A 13,377-nucleotide genomic window follows, 5' to 3' on the forward strand; every position below is an offset into this window, starting at 1 on the left:
TTTTATTAAGAGTATAGCCTATGAAGGTTATACTCTTATATTTTAGACACGTTTATGTAGATTTTTAGATGGAATTGTGTTAAACTTAATTAAAAATTAAAGTATATTATGGAGTAAGTATGTGAATTACAATACATTGTAAGTTACATTAGAGTATGATAAAATAGTCAAGTATTCAATGATTAGGGGGTGTACACATGCATAGTTTTTTAATAGTTTTACTAGTTATAACTTCAATTGGTGTAATTGTATCAGTTATGATGCAACCCAGTAAAACAGATGGATTAAGTGGGCTTATAGGAGGAACTTCTGAAACTTTTTTTGCAAAAAATAAAACCAAAACTGCAGAGTCAGTATTGGCAAGAGTCACAGTAGTTTCAGCAATTTGTTTTACTATAATTACGTTGATGTTAAATTTTATTAAATAGAATAGTTTAATCAAATTGAAATAAATATATTAATTTCAAGCAGTTTATTTAAATTATTTTTAATAAGCTGCATTTTTTTTATGTTTTTTAGAAATTAGTATATAAGTTATAAAATAATTTAAAGTAGTTTATGATTATTAGAGGTGAAGGATGATGAGTCAATACAGTTCTAAGTTAGCAAGTAAGGATATGGATTATTTATTCGAAGGTATTTTAAGCCTAAAAACAAAAGAAGAGTGTTATAGGTTTTTCGAAGATATATCCACAATAAATGAAGTTAAAGCATTTGAACAAAGATTTCAAGTAGCAAAATTGTTAGCAGAAAAAAGGACTTATTTGGATATAACAGGTATTACAGGGGCAAGTACTGCCACTATAAGTAGAGTCAATAGAGCTTTAAATTATGGCAGTGATGGGTATAAACTTATATTAGAACGTTTGAAATTAGAAAAATAAACATATTTGTTTTCAAGTGTAAATAAAGGAACTGTTAACATATGTTTACTCAGTTTAACTATTAAAGGAGTGGTTTCATGGACTTAAAAAATTTGTTAAACAAAGAGCAATGCGAGGCTGCAATAACAGTCGATGGTCCATTGCTAATACTAGCTGGTGCGGGGTCAGGAAAAACGAGAGTTTTGACTTATAGAATTGCGCACATGATAGAAGATTTAAAAATATATCCGTCACAAATTTTATCAATTACTTTTACTAATAAAGCGGCTGGTGAAATGAAGGACAGAGTAAGGTCTTTAGTAGGTAATATAGCAGATAATATGTGGATTTCTACCTTCCACTCTAGTTGTGTTAGGATACTTCGGCGGGAAATAGATAAGATAGGATATAATAAAAATTTTACTATTTATGATAGTTACGATCAAAAAAGTTTAATTAAGCAGTGTATGAAAGAACTTGATATAAATGAAAAAGATCTAACGGATTCAGAAATTTTAGGTAAAATATCAAATGCTAAAAACGAACTTATTTCTTCAGATAAATTCAAAAGAGAAAATGAGAGCGATTACAGAAAAAATAAAATTGCTGATGTGTATGTTCTTTATCAAAAAAAACTAAAGTCAAATAATGCATTGGATTTTGATGACTTGATTTTTAAGGCTGTTGAACTTTTAAAAAATAACAAAGACGTTCTAGATTTTTATCATTCAAAATTTAAGTATATTATGGTTGATGAGTACCAAGATACAAATAAAGCACAATATGAACTTATAAAACTTTTAGTAGATGAGTCTGAAAACATATGTGTGGTTGGAGATGATGACCAATGCATTTATGCTTGGAGAGGTGCTGATGTCACCAATATCTTAGACTTTGAAAAAGATTATCCAAAGGCAAAGGTTGTAAAACTTGAGCAAAATTATAGATCTTGCGGTAATATACTTAAGGCAGCTAATGAGGTTATAAAAAATAATTCTCAAAGAAAAGATAAAGCTCTAAGAACAGAAAAGGATTTTGGAGAGAAAATTAATTTATATAGAGCATTTACAGATAGAGATGAGGCAAATTTTGTAGCAACTCAGATTAAGAAAATTATGACAGAAAAAAATAGAAGTTATAAGGATTTTGCAATTTTATATAGGATGAATTCTCAATCACGTATTTTTGAGGAAAGTTTTAGAAAACATTTAATTCCATATAGAATAGTAGGAGGATTAAAGTTTTACGATAGAAAAGAAATAAAGGATATAATGGCTTATTTAAAGCTTATTAATAATCCACTTGACGATATTGCTTTAAAAAGAATTATAAATGTACCTAAAAGAAATATAGGCGATGCAACTATTCAAAAAATACAAGAATTTGCAAATGGTATAGACCAATGTTTGTATAGTGCAATTCTAGATGTAGACTTTATTCCGTCGCTTACTACTAGAAATAAGTCATCAATTAACAAGTTTGTGAGTCTTATGAATAGCTTTATGGCTAAAAATGAAGAGGTGAGCGTATCTTCATTAATTAAAGCTATAATAGATGATACGGGCTATTTAAAACAATTAGAAACATCTAAGGAACCAGAAGATGAGTCGAGGGTAGAAAATATAAAGGAATTAGTATCAGATGCTGTAGAGTTTGAAAGAACTTCAGAAGACAAATCACTTTTAGCATTTTTAGAAGGGGTAAGTTTAGGTTCGACTACTGATGATCCTGATGAAATCGTAGATACTGTAGGAATGATGACAGTACATAGTGCAAAAGGTTTAGAATTTCCTGTAGTATTCATGGTAGGTATGGAAAATGGGATATTCCCAGGTATGTCTTCTCTGAATAACTTTACTGAGATGGAAGAATCAAGACGTCTGTGTTATGTTGCTATTACAAGAGCAGAAGAAAAACTTTATATAACTTCTGCCGAGAGTAGAATGGTATTTGGAAGAAATGTAGGATATCAACCGTCAGACTTTATCAGCGAGATCTCTCCAGATTTAAAAGAAATTATTGGAGGAGCTAAAAATAGAACTGTACCTGTATTAAAGAGGAAAAACTCTAGGGATTCACAAAAATATAATCCTCATGGTCTGATGAGTACGACTAATATGGAAAATAAAACCACGCATGATTATCTATCTATTACAAGACAGGAAAATAATTTAGGTAATCAAATAATTAAAAGTGAAGCTACAGTAGGTAGAAAAGTTAGACATACTAAATTTGGCATAGGTACCATAGTGTCAACTTCAAGTTCTAATGGTGATACACTGATTTCAATAGCTTTTGATAACATGGGAATAAAAAAATTGATATTAGATAAAGCGCCCTTAGAAATGTTATAAGATATATGAAAATAGGACTAGCATATGACTTGTTATTTATTTTGTTTGCTTTCGTGCAATTTGGGTAATATAACTAGTGAGAATGCTAGCCATTTTTTTTCATATAACATATATGATTTAAATATTAGGCAGGAGGATAATAATGTAATGAATGTAGAAGATAGAATTAACGAAATCAAAAAGATAATTAAATACCATAGTGATAGATATTACAATGAAGATAATCCTGAAATATCAGATTATGAATACGATACATTAATGCTGGATCTTAAATCAATAGAGAAAACACATCCAGAACTTATCACCTTAGATTCCCCAACTCAAAGAGTGGGTGGAAATGCTAAAAGAAAAGCTGGGGTATTAGTAAAACATAATGTCCCAATGCTCAGTTTACAGGATGTGTTTATAAAAGAAGATGTCTATGCCTATGCAAATAAAATGATTGAACAACTGAATGATCCAACATTTGTTGTGGAACGTAAAATTGACGGTTTGTCAATGTCCGTGCGTTATGTAGATGGTAGATTAACAGTAGCTGTGACTAGAGGTGATGGAATTATTCAAGGTGAGGATGTCACTGAAAATGCTAAAGTAATTAAGGATGTTGTAAAAAAACTTAAAGATACCATTCCATACCTGGAAATTCGGGGTGAAGTATATATGTCTAATGAATCTTTTGATAAGGTTAATGAACAACAAGAATTATTGGAGAAGAAGGTATTTGCCAATCCTCGAAATTGTGCTGCAGGAACACTCAGACAGTTAGATAGTAAAATAACAAAGGAAAGACAATTATCTTTATTTATTTTCAATATTCAGGATATTAAAGGAATTGAATTTAAGTCGCATACTGAAGGTTATGAGTGGTTAAAAAAGCAGGGTGTAAAAGTCATTGAAAATTATGTGAAATGTAAAACAGCTGAAGAAGTGTGGAGTGCGGTGCAGGCTATCGGCGAGGAAAGAGGCAATTTAGCGTATGACATCGATGGAGCTGTTATAAAAATTGATAATTTGGAGGATAGAAAGAAACTTGGAAATACTTCAAAAGTTCCTAAATGGGCTATAGCTTATAAATATCCTCCAGAAGAAAAAGAAACAAAGTTAATCGATATTGAAGTATCAGTAGGAAGAACCGGTAGAATTACCCCTACAGCAATATTTGAACCCATTCGTTTATGCGGAACATCTGTATCTAGAGCAATCCTTCACAACCAAGATTTTATTGATGATTTGGATATAAGGATTGGAGATATAATTGTTGTATACAAATCAGGAGAGATTATTCCGAAAATTAAGTCAGTAGTGAAAGAAAAACGTGCTCTCGAATTAAGTAAATTTAAGATCCCAGATAGATGTCCGGTTTGTGGAACTCCTACTGTCCGTGAAAAAGACACGGCGGACATCAAATGTACAAACCCTAGCTGTTTGGCGCAATTAGAAAGACATATTATTAATTTTGTTGGTCGGAATGCTATGGATATAAAAGGTTTTGGCAGCGCATATATTAAGGAACTTATACGCACGGGGTATATAAAAGATATTGCAGATGTATATGCATTATTTAATTATCGCACCGAACTTATAGAGCAAGGTATAATAGGGAAAGAAAAGAATACAGATAAGTTATTAGAAGCTATAGATAAATCAAAGAATAATGAAGCGCAAAAACTGCTGACAGGCCTGGGAATTCCGAATATTGGAAAGGTAGCAGCAAAAAGTATAATGAAGTATTATAAATCTATTGAGGATTTAAAAAATACATCTTTGGAAGATTTACAAAATGTTTCGGATATAGGTGAAATAAGTGCCTTGTGTATACGGAAATTTTTTGAAGACAATAAAAATCGAGAAATAATTGATAGATTAAAAGGGTATGGCGTTAATATGGCTGTAGAGGACGCGAGTACGGTCGATAATAAGTTTGATGGATTAACATTTGTTGTAACTGGAACACTGACTTCTATGGGGCGAGATGAAGCTACCGTAATGATTGAGAATCACGGAGGAAAGGTATCTGGTTCTGTTTCGAGTAAAACCAATTACGTTTTAGCAGGTGAGAATGCTGGAAGTAAACTTACAAAAGCTCAAGAGTTAGGAATTACAGTTATATCTGATGAGGAATTAGTAGATATGTTGAAATAGACAATAGATTAAGAAAGACGTCATTCGGCGTCTTTTTTTATGTTAAGGTCTTCGATTTCTTTTTCAGTGGGTTTAAATATGTCTCCAGTTTTAGGGTCATCTTTAATGGACTCTAAATTTTTATGGGTTAAAGACAAATTTGATATGTTTTGTATAAGCTTTTCCATCAAATAATTTTTATATCTTAACTGGTTAAATATCTTAATTAATAAGATAAAGCCCCATATTCCAATAAACATAAAAGTTAACATGGCAAAAATTGAAATTATTTGAATGGTTACAATTAACATAGAAAAAGCCTCCTATATAACTCTTTAATACATAAATTTTGTAAATAGATATGAATATATTATAACATATTGAAACCATAAAAGTTGATACTTATAAATGCTATAAAATTCTATTTATAATATAAAAATAAGATTTCACTATATTTTATTATATATTTGATTATTTCATATGTTAGAAGTTAATACTCTTAATAAGACACATATTGGGGGTAGGTATGAAAAAGTTATTATGTATAATATTAATTTTTATGACAATGTTAACGGTTGGATGTATTCAAAAGAAAGTTAAGACTCCAACTTCTATGAAATATTTAGTTTATAACATAGGAGAATTGCCATCAGATTTATTGATGGTAAACAATAATAATATTAGAGAAAAAGATTTATTGTTAACTTTATTTGAGGGTTTAGTACGAGAGAATAAAGATGGTAAAATAGTGCCTGCTATGGCAGAGAAATATGAAGTTACAAAAGATAAGATTGGATATAACTTTACATTAAGAAAAGATCTTCATTATAGCGATGGAAGTTCCATAAAGGCTTCAGATTTTGTAGAGTTTTTTAAAGATATTTTATTGGATAAACAAAATATTTATGCTAAGGAATTATATTGTATATATGGAGCTAAGGATTTCAGTCTGGGAAAAGTAGATTTTGCTAATGTTGGTATTGTAGCATCAAAAGATGATTTAAGCTTAGAGATAAGGTTAAATAGCCCAAATGAATATTTTATAAATATTCTTAGTAATCCAGTGTTCACCTTAAGAGATAATAACGTGAATATAAGAAACTGGAAAGTTAGATTTAGTGAAATTAAGTATAGTGGCCCATTTATTATAAAAAATGTAACTAAAGCTGGAGAAATAACATTAATAAAGAATGAGAAGTATTGGAGAGCTAATGATATTGTAAGTAATAAAATGTTGGTTACTTCCATAAAGGATGAAGAAAAAGCATTAGCCAACTTTGAAACTACAGATGAGGGGGATACTTCAAAAATCGATGTATTTGTAAGTCCACCAATAAGTGAAGTAAGGACTCTTAGTACGGAAAACAAAACTCAAGTTAAACCATCGCAGAGTATGTATTATCTCAACTTTAATTTAAAAGCTGAAGATCCACTAGACACAAATTTTAGGAATGCAATTGGAGTTGTAATAGATAGAGAACTAATTATAGAAACCATATCAGAGGATTTGGCTGTCGCAACAATGAATTATACGCCATTTACGAGTTCTAATGAAAATAGTGGTAAAGTGATTTTTGATACAACCCTTAATAAAATTAAAGGTTTAGAATATTTAAAAAACAGTACGGTAGTCAAAAGAAAAATAAATATGGTATATGAAAATAATAATTTTGATTTTAAGATAAGCAATGCAATAGCAGAAAATATTAAGGAATACCTAGGTGTAAATGTGGTTTGTACAGGCTATGATACCGCAGAGCTAAAAAATGTGCTTACAAGCGGAGACTATGACGTTTTATTATCAAGAACTGATGAAGAAAATGGAGATATTTATGACTTTTTTTCTAAATGGACATCATATTCAAAAGAAAATATTTATGGATATGTAAATGCAGAATATGACAAAACTATAGAAAAAGCATTAATTGAAAATGATGATAAAAATAAAATAACAATTTATAAGCAGGCCCAAGAAATATTAGCAAAGGATTTGCCCTGTATACCAATATATATAGCCAATACAGTTATTTGTAAAAAAGAAAATGTTAAAGATATATATGCAACTAAGAGTGGAAATCTAATATTTGATTATGCTTTTAAAGACAATACTATAGCTACAAAGTAATCTAAAACCTTTTTTATTATATTATGCTATAACTAAAAGTATATGTTTCTAGAAATGCTATCACTTTGCTAATATCAATTTGACAAAAGAACATATGTTTGGTACTATGATTTATATAATAAGCAGGGGGTTAGTACTGATGAATATAGATACAAAGTATAAAAAGATTGTAAAAATTGTTGAGGAAAAATTAACTTGTTCAGCTCATAATTTAGATCATGTCTTTAGGGTTTATAATCTTTGTTTGTTACTCTCAGAACATGAGGAAGATGTTGACTTAGAGGTGCTGATTCCAGCAGCATTGTTGCATGATATTGCAAGAGTTGAAGAGAGCAAAGATGAAACTGGTGAGATTGACCATGCAGTTTTAGGTAGTGAGATTGCAGAAGGCATATTAAGAAAGCTAAAATATAAAGAAGAAAAAATTGAAAGAATAAAACATTGCATTGTGTCACATAGATTTAGAACTGGAAATGAGCCTAATACAATAGAAGCAAAAATACTTTTTGATTCGGATAAACTAGATGTTATTGGTGCAAGTGGAATTGCTCGTACTTTTATGTTAGCAGGACAATTTGGACAAAGACTAACAGTAAACCAATCACTTAATGAATACTTAAACATTAATACAGTTGAAAATGGAAGAGTAAAAGATATTTCAAAACATACACCATTTATTGAATATGAAGTAAAGTTCAAAAAAATACCTAATAAATTGTACACAAAAAAGGCTAAAGAAATCGGGAAAGAAAGGCTTAAATTTATGGAGATTTATTTTAATAGATTAAAGTCAGAGATAGAGGGCATCGAGTAATTTTATTCTTATTTTTTCTACCATACTATCATTAAAGATACTAACTGTCATAAATAACCGTACTTGACATATTCACTATGACATTATAAGCTATAGTAGTAAATGAGTTAGCAATAAATTATAAATGAGGTGTAATAAATGGAAAAAATTATTAAATTTCTAAAGGAGAATCCTACTTTTTATTTTGCAACAGTAGATGGTGACAAGCCTAAAGTTAGACCTTTTGGTTTCTTTATGGAACATAATGAAAAACTATATTTTGGTATGGGTAACCATAAACAATCTTATAAACAGGTTGTTGCCAATCCGAATGTAGAAGTATGTACAGTAGGTGCCAATGGACAATGGATTAGGATAAGTGGTGTTGCTGTATTTGATGACAGTGAAGAAACAATGGCTAAGGCGTTTGAAACATTGCCAATGCTTAAAAACATTTATAATGAAGAAAGTGGATTAAAGCTTGGTAATTTCTATTTGAAAGACGGAGTTGCTGAAATTGCAGATATGAAAGGTAATTTCGAAAAAATTAGCTTCTAAAGTAAGAACACGCCAACCCTCAAAAATGTGACGGTTCTTTTTCTTGTACTATATTACTATTTATCTCTAACAAAGTCTAAATTAAAAGAGTTAATTTTGATTTTGATCTTTCCCTTAAATGTTTTACATACTTTATTTTTTTCATGTAATTAAACTTTTTTTCTTGTATTATGCTAACAAAAGTATATATAACGTAAAATGCATTTGAACAAACCATAGTAATTCTTAATTTATTTTATTTGGAGTTGCGTTAAGAAAACACATGTTTGAGCGTAGCGAGTTTGTGTTTTTAGCAACTACTAATAATATAAATTTTAGAATTACATGGTGAGTGAAAGCATTTCAGTTATATATACTTTTAGTTATAGCATAATATAAGAAAAATCTTTAAACTATTTGATTACGGAAAAATATTGTCAAGAAAAATATAAACATATTTTTGCTGCTATCAAAAGACAACTTGCTTTGTTTAAATGTTTCTTTTCGCTTATTGTAAACCACATCTTTAATGAAGATAGATGCCAATTCATTATTTTCAGGTGTTGGAACTTCAGGCATTCTGAAATCATCATCTTGGATCAAATCGTCTGATTTCAGTGAAAAATTCCTGTAATGTTCTGCATTATCTAATGAAGGTGAATCGGGCCAACTTAAAATTAAACCACAGTCCAAAATTTGATGTTTAAAAATATCTTGAAGCATGCGAGAATTATCTTCCACCTTATTAAAATCTGAATATAAGATTAAACTATACATGTAAAGCATAAGCTCGTCAGAAGTATAATTTATCTCCTTATCAGCACTTTCCTTTAGTAAAATACCTTTATCAATGTCATACAATTTTGAAAGCTTTTCATGTAAATCATCGCTAGTATCTTTAAATTTAAGAATGGAAGTATTATTATACATAAGCGTACAATTTATAAAAAGCATACAGGAAACATCCAATTTAGCGTTGATGATTAAGTTTGGTTTAGCATTATAATGTTCTATAAGTAGGTCTAAAAAATCTAATAATAAAATTTTACATTTTTCTGAACCGGAGTACTTGTAGAAAATGTTTAGGGCTAAGCATATCTTATTGAGTTCCTCAAATGAAACCTTGTAAATCTCTTCTTTGTACTGAGTAAACATATTTAGAATATCTAGAGAAAACTTTTCGTATTCATGTTCTTGTTTATTGTTGTCTTTGACCTTGTCTCTATCAAAAGAAGAATATTTGTAGTAGGCAGCCATCATAAAAGCTTGATCAGAAAATTTGAATTTAGTGTTTTTATCTTCAAAATTAAATTCTTGGTGCATAGGATCAGTTAAATCCTTTTTATCAACAAAAAGCCCATCTTTATTTCGAAAATGCAAAGCATAAAATTCTAATTGTTCTTTGCAAAGTTTAAGGTGTATTGATCTTAGAGCATATTTATTATCATCAATATCCTTAAAACAACTATAATAGTCTGCGAGTTCCAGTAGCGACAAAGTCATAAATGCATTGCTATTAACGGTTATTTCTTTCTTTACCTTGCTTTCATTCCAACTTAACCTGTCTTCTTTCAATTTTAATTTAGCATCTGCTTTTTTGTAAATACATAAAAGTGGAGAATTTAGATTAATTGTGTTACTATCAATCTTAGAAAAAGATTTAGATCTTAAATCATGTGCGGGAATATATATTCCACATCTAGAGTAAAAAACTATATCTTTTAATGATTCTTTTGATAAGTAGAAAAATTGATTTTTTATGTTATTTTTGTCAAGAGTATTGATTCTTAAAAAAGGTCCTAGAAAATTCAACATAACACCACCATATATTAGTACTTATATAGATAATATGATTAGGTTTATTAAAATGTGCTAGTTTTGTGAAAATAGAGAGGAAGAATTTAAATGAAAGTTGGAAAACTGAATTGGGATGACTTAAAACAGATAATAGATGATAATAAAAGCGTTGTCAGGGGCGACGTAAGAATTAGAAGTGGAATAGGAGAAGATTGCAGTGTTATTGATTTTGGTGAATATGAGTGCGTAGTCTCAACTGACCCAATAACAGGGGCAGATAAAAATATAGGTAAATTGGCAGTTCATATAAATTGTAATGATATAGCTTCTTGTGGGGTTGAACCTATAGGTATTTTAGTTACAATTCTTGTGCCGCCAACATCCACCCTTGAAGATATAAAAACCATTATGAAAGAAATTGATGAAGAGACAAAAAAACTAAATGTGGAGATATTAGGTGGACACACTGAGGTTACGGAAGCGGTGAATAAGATAGTAGTTTCGTGCACAGCAATAGGAAAAGGAAAAGCGAAAAAAGCGGTGGCAACTTCGGGAGCAAAGCTTGGAGATGAAATTATTGTTACCAAATTATTGTGTATGGAAGGAACTTCAATTATAGTAAATGATCATTTAGATAAGCTACAGGGCATTTTGACTCATAAAGAGATTGGAGTAGCTAAAGACTATGTTAATAGTATTAGCGTGGTTAAGGAGGGGCGTATAGCAGGAGAATTCGGAGTTAATTCTATGCATGACATAACTGAAGGGGGAGTGCTAGGGGCATTATGGGAGGTTGCTCAGGCTAGTAATTTGGGGTTTAAGGTATATAACGATAAAATTCCAATTAGCGATGTTACATATAAAATCTGTGAAAAACTTAATATTGACCCTCTGAAATTTATATCTTCAGGAAGCATGTTAATAACAACTAGCTCTGGGAAAGGTCTAGTAGAGAGATTGAATAGTAGCGGAGTGCAGGCTACTATAATAGGCAAGATGACATCATCTAAAGGACTATTAGTAAAAGATGATATTGAAAAAAATGTTTTGCCACCTACTAGAGATGAATTGTTTAGTATATAATTTTAGAATAGACAAGACTAGAATAAAAATTATTAATTATTAACTAAATACAAAGAACTATGAGGGGGATAATTATGAAAAAAATAATAGTTGCTAGTAATAATGAACATAAAATAAAAGAAATAAAGGAAATTTTATCACAATTTCCTTTTGAAATATTATCTTTAAAGGAAGCTAATATTAATATTGATGTAGATGAAACAGGAAGTACCTTCATGGACAATGCAGAAATAAAGGCAAGTGAAATTTATAAAATTGCTGATAGAAACATGGTGCTTGCAGATGACTCAGGATTAGTAGTGGAAGTCTTAAGTGGTGCTCCAGGTGTTTTTTCGGCTAGATTTGCGGGGGAACATGGTAACACTAAAGCAAACAATGACAAATTATTATACCTTTTAACTGGTGCAAAGGATGATCAGCGAAAAGCTAAATTTATTTGCGCAATGGTGCTTATAGTTGATGAAGATACAATGGTGAAAGTACAAGGGGAAGTGGAGGGTATAATCACAGCTGAATTTAGTGGTGATGAAGGTTTTGGATACGACCCATTGTTTTTTGTAAAAGAATTCAACAAAACATTTGCACAGATGACTCCTGATGAAAAAAATTCTGTTAGTCATAGGGGAAGGGCATTAGGAAAATTAAAAAATGAACTTGAAAAACTAATATAGGGTATATGATTATTTATCATCTGTTTAGGAAAGGTTAAAGATAATCTGTGCTTTATTAATGAAGAAGGTGTATTAAAATGCGTATAGGTGTTATAAGTGATACACATAGGATTATTAGCAGTATAGAGCGCCTAGAGGACGAAATAAAGGGATTAGATGTATTAATTCATTTAGGAGATAATGTAGATGACATATTGATTATAAAAAAATATTTCAAAGGAAATATAATTAATGTGAAGGGTAACTGTGATTTTTCTACAAACACGCCAAATGATCGGGTAGAAGAGATTTGTGGAAAAAAATTTTTCATAACCCATGGACATAGATATGGTGTAAAAGAAAATTTGCTACAATTAAGATATAAGGCTTTAGAAACAGGTTCTGACATAGTTTTATATGGACATACACATATTGCACAAATAAATTTTGATGGAGGAATATGGTATATAAATCCAGGCAGCGCATCATTGCCAAGGGATGGAGATCGTAGTTTTGCCATTATTAGTATTAACGAAGAAAACATAGAACCAAATTTAATAAGATTTTAAAAAAGTGTTGACGAATTAATGTATATGGTGTAAAATAATCCATGTCGTCAGAAAAAATCATTTAATTTGAATGTTTGTGAGGGCAGAGTTAATTTAGGACATTAAACGGCTTTTTATATAGGTTTAATGGATATCGGGGTGTAGCGCAGCTGGGAGCGCGCGTGGTTTGGGACCATGAGGTCGCAGGTTCAATCCCTGTCACCCCGACCACTAAAATGACAGCATCGCAGATGATGCAATATGCGGGTATAACTCAATGGTAGAGTGTTAGCCTTCCAAGCTAATTACGAGGGTTCGATTCCCTCTACCCGCTCCAAATTATATTAATGCGTCAAGGTATTAATATATAAGCGTCTTTAGCTCAGTTGGATAGAGCAACGCCCTTCTAAGGCGTGGGCCGGGGGTTCGAATCCCTTAAGACGCACCATATGGTGGACGTAGTTCAGTTGGTAGAGCGCCAGTTTGTGGTACTGGTTGTCGTGGGT

At 30.6% G+C, this 13,377-nt stretch carries 12 protein-coding genes and 3 tRNA genes; 13 read left to right on the forward strand and 2 right to left on the reverse strand.

Going from position 1 to position 13,377, the window contains the following annotated elements; all coding sequences use genetic code 11:
• The first annotated feature begins 197 nt into the window (after positions 1-197).
• The 4 genes from secG (at position 198) to ligA (ending at position 5,359) form a co-directional block, all read left to right on the forward strand.
• The gene (gene secG / locus VIM70_RS13490) at positions 198-428 is read left to right on the forward strand and encodes a preprotein translocase subunit SecG (protein ID WP_331946285.1); all 231 of its coding nucleotides are present in this window, start codon (positions 198-200) and stop codon (positions 426-428) included.
• Between the two features lie 153 nt (positions 429-581).
• Entirely contained in the window at positions 582-884 is a 303-nt protein-coding gene (locus VIM70_RS13495; protein WP_331946301.1) for a YerC/YecD family TrpR-related protein, read from the forward strand.
• Between the two features lie 77 nt (positions 885-961).
• A complete protein-coding gene (gene pcrA, locus VIM70_RS13500; RefSeq protein ID WP_331946286.1) occupies positions 962-3,217 on the forward strand; it encodes a DNA helicase PcrA in 2,256 nt (751 codons plus the stop codon).
• A 147-nt stretch (positions 3,218-3,364) separates the two neighbouring features.
• Complete coding sequence (gene ligA, locus VIM70_RS13505; RefSeq protein ID WP_331946287.1) at positions 3,365-5,359, forward strand: NAD-dependent DNA ligase LigA; 1,995 nt, start codon at positions 3,365-3,367, stop codon at positions 5,357-5,359.
• Positions 5,360-5,379: 20 nt separating this feature from the next.
• On the opposite strand, the gene VIM70_RS13510 is transcribed toward ligA, so the two are convergent.
• Positions 5,380-5,649 (reverse strand): hypothetical protein, encoded by a 270-nt coding sequence (locus VIM70_RS13510; RefSeq protein ID WP_331946288.1) that lies wholly within the window; start codon positions 5,647-5,649, stop codon positions 5,380-5,382.
• 215 nt (positions 5,650-5,864) lie between these two features.
• Between VIM70_RS13510 and VIM70_RS13515 the strand changes: the two genes are divergently transcribed.
• The 3 genes from VIM70_RS13515 to VIM70_RS13525 all read left to right on the forward strand — a co-directional run bounded on the left by VIM70_RS13515 (position 5,865) and on the right by VIM70_RS13525 (position 8,814).
• Positions 5,865-7,463, forward strand: coding sequence for a peptide ABC transporter substrate-binding protein (locus VIM70_RS13515; protein WP_331946289.1), 1,599 nt, complete (start codon positions 5,865-5,867; stop codon positions 7,461-7,463).
• Between the two features lie 139 nt (positions 7,464-7,602).
• The gene (locus VIM70_RS13520) at positions 7,603-8,277 is read left to right on the forward strand and encodes an HD domain-containing protein (RefSeq protein WP_331946290.1); all 675 of its coding nucleotides are present in this window, start codon (positions 7,603-7,605) and stop codon (positions 8,275-8,277) included.
• 138 nt (positions 8,278-8,415) lie between these two features.
• On the forward strand, positions 8,416-8,814 hold the full coding sequence (locus VIM70_RS13525) for a pyridoxamine 5'-phosphate oxidase family protein (protein WP_331946291.1): 399 nt from the start codon (positions 8,416-8,418) through the stop codon (positions 8,812-8,814).
• Positions 8,815-9,201: 387 nt separating this feature from the next.
• Here VIM70_RS13525 and VIM70_RS13530 read toward each other — a convergent pair whose 3' ends face one another.
• On the reverse strand, positions 9,202-10,608 hold the full coding sequence (locus tag VIM70_RS13530) for a hypothetical protein (protein WP_331946292.1): 1,407 nt from the start codon (positions 10,606-10,608) through the stop codon (positions 9,202-9,204).
• A 90-nt stretch (positions 10,609-10,698) separates the two neighbouring features.
• Here VIM70_RS13530 and VIM70_RS13535 point away from each other — a divergent pair, with 90 nt between their 5' ends.
• From VIM70_RS13535 to VIM70_RS13560, 6 genes are all read left to right on the forward strand, one after another.
• Positions 10,699-11,673: an AIR synthase family protein gene (locus VIM70_RS13535; RefSeq protein ID WP_331946293.1), complete on the forward strand. Its 975-nt coding sequence runs from the start codon at positions 10,699-10,701 to the stop codon at positions 11,671-11,673.
• Between the two features lie 74 nt (positions 11,674-11,747).
• Positions 11,748-12,344 (forward strand): XTP/dITP diphosphatase, encoded by a 597-nt coding sequence (locus VIM70_RS13540; RefSeq protein WP_331946294.1) that lies wholly within the window; start codon positions 11,748-11,750, stop codon positions 12,342-12,344.
• A 77-nt stretch (positions 12,345-12,421) separates the two neighbouring features.
• Positions 12,422-12,892: a metallophosphoesterase gene (locus VIM70_RS13545; protein WP_331946295.1), complete on the forward strand. Its 471-nt coding sequence runs from the start codon at positions 12,422-12,424 to the stop codon at positions 12,890-12,892.
• A 134-nt stretch (positions 12,893-13,026) separates the two neighbouring features.
• Positions 13,027-13,102 (forward strand) — tRNA-Pro (locus VIM70_RS13550).
• Between the two features lie 32 nt (positions 13,103-13,134).
• Positions 13,135-13,208: transfer RNA gene (locus VIM70_RS13555), tRNA-Gly, on the forward strand.
• Between the two features lie 34 nt (positions 13,209-13,242).
• Positions 13,243-13,319, forward strand: a tRNA-Arg gene (locus VIM70_RS13560).
• The last annotated feature ends 58 nt before the right edge of the window (positions 13,320-13,377 follow it).

This window comes from Clostridium sp. (assembly GCF_036569345.1).
GTDB lineage: Bacteria > Bacillota > Clostridia > Clostridiales > Clostridiaceae > Clostridium_AD.